The sequence below is a fragment of the Actinoplanes sp. NPDC051633 genome (assembly GCF_040681735.1).
In the GTDB taxonomy this organism is placed as follows: Bacteria; Actinomycetota; Actinomycetes; order Mycobacteriales; family Micromonosporaceae; genus Actinoplanes.
This window is the reverse complement of record NZ_JBFAZH010000514.1, coordinates 1-5,400: the sequence shown is the minus strand read 5'-3', so window position 1 is coordinate 5,400 and position 5,400 is coordinate 1. Positions and strand designations below refer to the sequence as shown.

The 5,400-nt window shown below is 70.5% G+C and carries 5 protein-coding genes; 1 reads left to right on the top strand and 4 read right to left on the bottom strand.

Annotated features, from left to right (window positions below):
- Positions 1 to 428: 428 nt before the first annotated feature.
- Positions 429 to 833, bottom strand: a complete 405-nt coding sequence (locus tag AB0M20_RS25375; protein WP_364302195.1) for a winged helix-turn-helix domain-containing protein — start codon at positions 831 to 833, stop codon at positions 429 to 431.
- A 1,112-nt stretch (positions 834 to 1,945) separates the two neighbouring features.
- A complete protein-coding gene (locus tag AB0M20_RS25370; RefSeq protein ID WP_364302193.1) occupies positions 1,946 to 2,869 on the bottom strand; it encodes a hypothetical protein in 924 nt (307 codons plus the stop codon).
- A gap of 254 nt (positions 2,870 to 3,123) precedes the next feature.
- Between AB0M20_RS25370 and AB0M20_RS25365 the strand changes: the two genes are divergently transcribed.
- On the top strand, positions 3,124 to 3,309 hold the full coding sequence (locus AB0M20_RS25365) for an AlpA family phage regulatory protein (RefSeq protein ID WP_208465675.1): 186 nt from the start codon (positions 3,124 to 3,126) through the stop codon (positions 3,307 to 3,309).
- A 1-nt stretch (position 3,310) separates the two neighbouring features.
- On the opposite strand, the gene dprA is transcribed toward AB0M20_RS25365, so the two are convergent.
- Both dprA and AB0M20_RS25355 read right to left on the bottom strand, forming a co-directional pair.
- Entirely contained in the window at positions 3,311 to 4,609 is a 1,299-nt protein-coding gene (dprA, locus tag AB0M20_RS25360; RefSeq protein WP_364302197.1) for a DNA-processing protein DprA, read from the bottom strand.
- The coding region (locus tag AB0M20_RS25355) for an ATP-binding protein (RefSeq protein ID WP_364302191.1) at positions 4,593 to 5,400 on the bottom strand (808 nt) is incomplete at its 5' end. The genes dprA and AB0M20_RS25355, both read right to left, overlap by 17 nt.

The following is a 5,400-nucleotide window of genomic DNA, read 5'->3' as shown; positions in this document are numbered from 1 at the left end:
GCAGAGTCGGGCGACCGCACCACAGGAGCGATCCACCGTCCCAGATGGACGGTGTCATGTTCCCGACGTTAAGCGTGATCGCCGACGTTCGGCAACCCTTCGAACGGCTCGGAATATCCGTCACCGGCTCAACGCTCGACATTGGCCGCTCAAGATCAAATCAGCGTGCAAAGCAGCAGGTCAGGGCGTGCCTGGAGCTGCATAGATGACCATCATTTCGCCATCGGCGAAAACGCCACCGCCGGCCACCCTGAGGAAGGGCGTCTTCGCAAGTTCCGGCGCGACACGCGACCAAGCCCAAGCGCACTCCGCCGACGCGCCGCCACCCACTCCGCTGAGTCGCTACTCGCGCCGGCGTCTCGCCGCCCATTGCGGCGGCGTGCTTGGTTGGGATTCCAGCTGGTTGTTGCGGCCTGGACGATTCGATGTCAGGGGCGCGTGAGTTGGACGCGGTCGGCGGGGTGGACCTTCTTGGCGCCGTCGGTGGCGATGACCACGAAGACCGGGACGCCGTCGCCCAAGCGGAAGGAGCGGCGCTCCGCGTCGGTGGGCATGCGCGCGCTGACGCGCTCACCGCGGGCCAGCGTGATCAGCTCGATCTCCTCCGGGACCCGGACGAAGGTGCCGCGCGGACGCTCGACGCTGACGAGACCCTCGGTGCGAAGTTGAGCTATCGCCTGGCGGACTGTCGTGCGGCTGATGCTGAACTCCTGCGCAAGTCGCAACTCACTCGGCAGCGGATCGCCGGGCGCCAGCTCGCCGGTCTCGATCTGGCTGCGCAAGATGTCCGCGAGTTGCCGGAAGACTGCTCGATCAGCCGATGGATCGATCATGTGTCGCAGCTTACGAGGCCGCGATGCTCGGTCACGTTGTACGTACGTTCCCATGTAGGTACAATAACATCGCCGCACTGAGAAGGCCGAGCTTGATCGGGCGGCGGGCGGTGACGGCCGGGACAGGTGGCTTCGCTTGGCAGGTCCAGGCGGGGCGCCGCCGGTCGTCACCTGCTCCTTCGTTGAGCGACCTTTGTGGAGCCTTGTAGTGGCGATTCGTTCAGGCGCAGCACATCGACCCCACGCCGCATCGCTCGCGACTCGTCGACGGGGCCCGAACCGGCTCGTCGAAGCGAAGGGATCGGTGACGAGACGGTCCAATGTAGTCAAGCTGACGGAGGCCCTGTGCTTGAGGATTGCTGAGTCCGTCGGACCGCTGCGGGGCATCGTCGATTGATGCCGCTGGCTGCGCGTCTCGTGCGAAGCTCTGCCGTGGGCTGGGTGGATGAGCGAGCACCCGGTGTGCCTCCGCGGCGTGAGCGCCGCGGGCGTTGCGGACCGAGCGGATCCGGCCGGCGATTTCGTGGAGCAGGATGCTGCGGCCTGCCCGAGCGTTCAGTCTCCAATGTGGCGGCCCGTCGCAGCGGTTTGCTGTGCGCCGTTGGCCGTCGGCAAGGAGTCGAGGCTGGGTCGGTCTTGTTGCTTCGGCGAGGTCGGTGGCTGCGGCTCGCCGTACGCGGTTGACCGCCGGAGTTGTGTTGCGGATGAGTCGGCACCGTGCCGTTGAAAGGCGCGGCTGCTTCGTCGGGGCGGCCACGGTCTCCAAGTGTTCGCCACCTCGTGGACTCGATGTCGGTCCCCGGTGGGTCTATCGATGGAGACGCTAGAGGCCGTTGTGTTCCGACTGCTGCGTCGCGTTCAGTTCTCGGGCTTGGGGCTTATCCAGGCGAAGAATCGTTCGTACAGATCGGGCGGCGCTTGTCCGCCGTGAGCGGTCAGGTCATCGATGGCGTCTTCCAACTGACTTGCCATGTATATGCAGAGCACCGACGGGAAGGACCGAAACTCGTCGAGCAGTGTCTCCTTCGCTGGTGGGCAGGGCCAGGGTTGTCCACATGCTTTGCAATCCCAGGACGGCCGGAGCCCGAGGTGCTCGGCCCGCTGTGGTTCCGTCACCAGGCGCGTCCACTCTCCGCATCGTGGTCGCGAAAGGGGAGTCGACTTCGCCCGGCGATGCGATCGAGCGGGTCGCGAGGCCGTCGTCTCGTGCGACGGCGCTCGGCGTGGCCGGCACGGTCGGCCTGCGCGGGTGTCAGGTTTCCGGCCCGGCCGACAAGGTCGGGATGCGCGACGGTCGCCCGCCCGGCCCGGTAGATCTTGAAGGCCTCCGCCAGGTGCGCCGACGCCACTGGCTCGCCGAGTGTGGACCGCTCCCAAGGCACGGTTCGCGCTTGGCAGGTGCGAGCATCCGCCCGGTCGTCCCTCTCGAGGAGGCCGGCGCGCGACGGCGTCGAGCTCCTCTTGCCGGTCGCTTGCCTCGTTCGTCGGTCATCGGGATGGCGGGTCGCCTGCTCGGCCGCGTTGAACTCCCCCATGAGGCCGTTGAGCCGGATGAGCACCTCGGTGGGCGGCCCCGATCCCTCGACGCCGTGCGTCGCTTCGTGCCACTGTCGCGGAGCTGCACCCACCCATGGGATGGACGGGGTGAGCACCGGGACGGACACTGCCGTAGCCGCTGGGTTCGCGCTCGTCAGCAACGCGGTCTCGGTGGCCCTGGCCGTGATGTCGAATGCCGCCCTGTCGGCTCCCATGTCGATGGATCGGGCCGCCCACTCTGCGGCGGTGTCCATCAGCTCGAGGCCACCCGTCGTGGGGGAGGGCAGGCCCGCGGCGTTGGCCAGCAGATTGGTCGGCGTCTGGTCGAGACCCTGCGAACCGGGTGGAACGACGCGGCCCTGGGCGGGATGCCCGGTGTAGCCCGCCTCGCTGCGGCGGGCCTGGTTGCGGGGTGACGTCGTGATGAAGGTGTGTGGGGGGCAAGGGCTCGGGGTGGTTCGGTCGGTGATGGCTCCCGGTCCTGGGTCCGCCGTGTCCACAGTGGCCGAGAGGTCTGCCGGGGTTGTCAGGCGGTCGACGCACGGCTCCGAAAGGCCGCACGAGCATCGCCGCCAGAGGGTTCGCCAACTTCGGCGGTGGGCCGGTGCCCAGGGCACCGGTGGGGTAGGCTTGCGACTAATGGTCATGAGACTACCCTAGTTGATATGCGACTAGCTGTCTTCTGAGAAGTTGATAAAAGACTAATAGTCCCGCGCCTACGGTTGATCTCGTGGCCGCGAAACAGATCCGACTCATGGGCGCGCATGAGATCCGCATCCGCCTGGGTGGGGTCAGCCGCCAGCGTGCGTACCAGATCACCAGCCGTGCCGACTTCCCCAAGCCGGTCGCCGACCTCGCCCAGGGCAAGGTCTGGCTGACCGAGGACGTCGAGGCATGGATGAAGGTCCACCGGCGCGACCTCGACGAGTCCGACGACTGATTCAGTCATTAGAGCTACCGCCCGTCCCAGGTGTGTGCCGGGCGGCGGTCGCGCTGGGCGCGACGCCAGGCTGCCCAGCCGCCCTCGCCGGGCCCCGGGTTGAGGCCGGCGTCAAGGCGACGCCGTCGTCGCGGCGGATGATCAAGCCCATCGTCTCCAGCAGGGAGAGCCGGCGCAGGACCGTTCGCAGGCCGAGCCCCGCCTTGGCCGCCAGCCGGTCGGTGTCCGTCGTGCCGCGTCGTGGCATCGCCTCCAGCACCAGCGCCGACTCCTCGTCCAGGCCGTCGCGCGGATGCTCCGGGCCGCGCATCCGCTCGGCGTAGTGCTCGCCGATCTTTCCCACCTCTTCCAGCACGTGCGACAGGCAGGTCACCAGCCGGGCCGTCATCGGATTGGCCCGCAGCACCTCATGGCAGCCCACCGACATCGCCGAGGTGATCGGGCCGGGCACCACCATCGCCTTGCGACGCAGCTCCAGCACGCGGCCCATGGTCTGCGCCGCCCCGCTGCGCGCCGCCGCCTCCACCATCACCGTGCCCTCGGTGGCGGCGGCGATCACCCGGTTGCGGATCAGGAAGCGATGCCGCAGCGGCTCCGTCCCGGGCGGCCACTCGCTGATCAGCAGCCCGGTCTCGGCGATCCGCTCGAACATCGAGGCGTTCCCACTGGGGTACGGGTTGTCCACCCCGCTGGCCAGCACGGCGATCGTGCGCCCACCGGCTGCCAGCGCCGCCCGGTGTGCCGCCGCGTCGATCCCGAAGGCGCCGCCGGACACCACCGTCCACCCCTGCTCGGCCAGCCCGTACGCGATCTCCGTCGTGGCGTGCGCGCCGTACCCGGTGGCCGCCCGCGCGCCCACCACCGCCACCGACCGGTCCAACGCCTCACTCAGCTCCCAGCCGCCGCGCACCCACACGCACAACGGCGGCCGCACGTCGCGGTTGACCCGTCCCGGCGCCCTGACCTCGAGCGTGGCCAGCGCGTTCACCCGCATCGGCCACTCCGGATCGGACGGCACCACGATCCGGGCGCCCAGCCGTTCCGCCTGGCTCAGCGCGACCTCCGCCAGCCGTTGCGCCTCGCCGTCCTCGTTGCGCGACAGCACCGAGGCCCGCAGCCCGGGGTCGGTGACCTCCCCGCGCAGCACCAGCTCCAGCGCGGCCGGCGCACCGATCTGCTGCACCATCGACCAGACAGTGCGGTTGCCGGGCTCGGCGAGCCAGGTGAGCGCGACCCGGGCGGCCCGGTCCTCGGCGGGGTCCGGCGGGACCGGCGGTGCCGGGTCACCGGCGATGATCATCATGGGTGTCTCCCATTCGCAGTTGGGCGGCCTCGTCCACGTCGGCGCGGTCGGGCCGGGTCTTGCCGTCGAGATCGGCGATGGTCCAGGCGAGCCGCAGCACCCGGTCGAAGCCGCGGGCGGAGAGCAGCCCGCGGTCCATCCCGGCGCGCAGCGCCGCGGTGTCGTACGGCGGTAGCAACCAGGGCGGGCGGCGCAGTTGCGGGCCGGGCACCTCGGCGTTGACCCGCCAGCCGTCCGCCGCCCAGCGCGCCGCCGCGGCCGCCCGCGCCTTGGCCACCCGCTCGGCGACCACGGCGGACGGCTCGGCCGGGCCGGCCTCGGTCATCAGCTGCGCGGCGGTCAGCGGGCGCAGCGAGATCTGGATGTCGACGCGGTCGAGCAGGGGACCGGAGAGCCGGCTCAGGTAGCGGCGGCGAATGTGCGGCGTGCACGTGCAGTGCTGGTCGCCGGCGGGCTGGGCGCACGGGCACGGGTTGGACGCGAGGATGAGCTGGACGCGAGCCGGGTATTCCGTACTTCCCTTGGCGCGGGCGAGCACCACCCGGCCGCTCTCCAGCGGCTGGCGCAGCGCCTGGAGGGTGGCGGTGGCGAGCTCGGCGGCCTCGTCCAGGAAGAGCACCCCGCGGTGGGCCAGCGACAGCGCGCCCGGCCGGGCCAGCCCCGAGCCGCCGCCGATCAGCGCCGCCGTGCTGGCGCTGTGGTGCGGCGCCTGGAACGGCGGGCGGCGCACCAGCCGGCCGTGCGGCGGCAGCACCCCGGCGATCGACTGCACCGCGGTGACCTCGAGC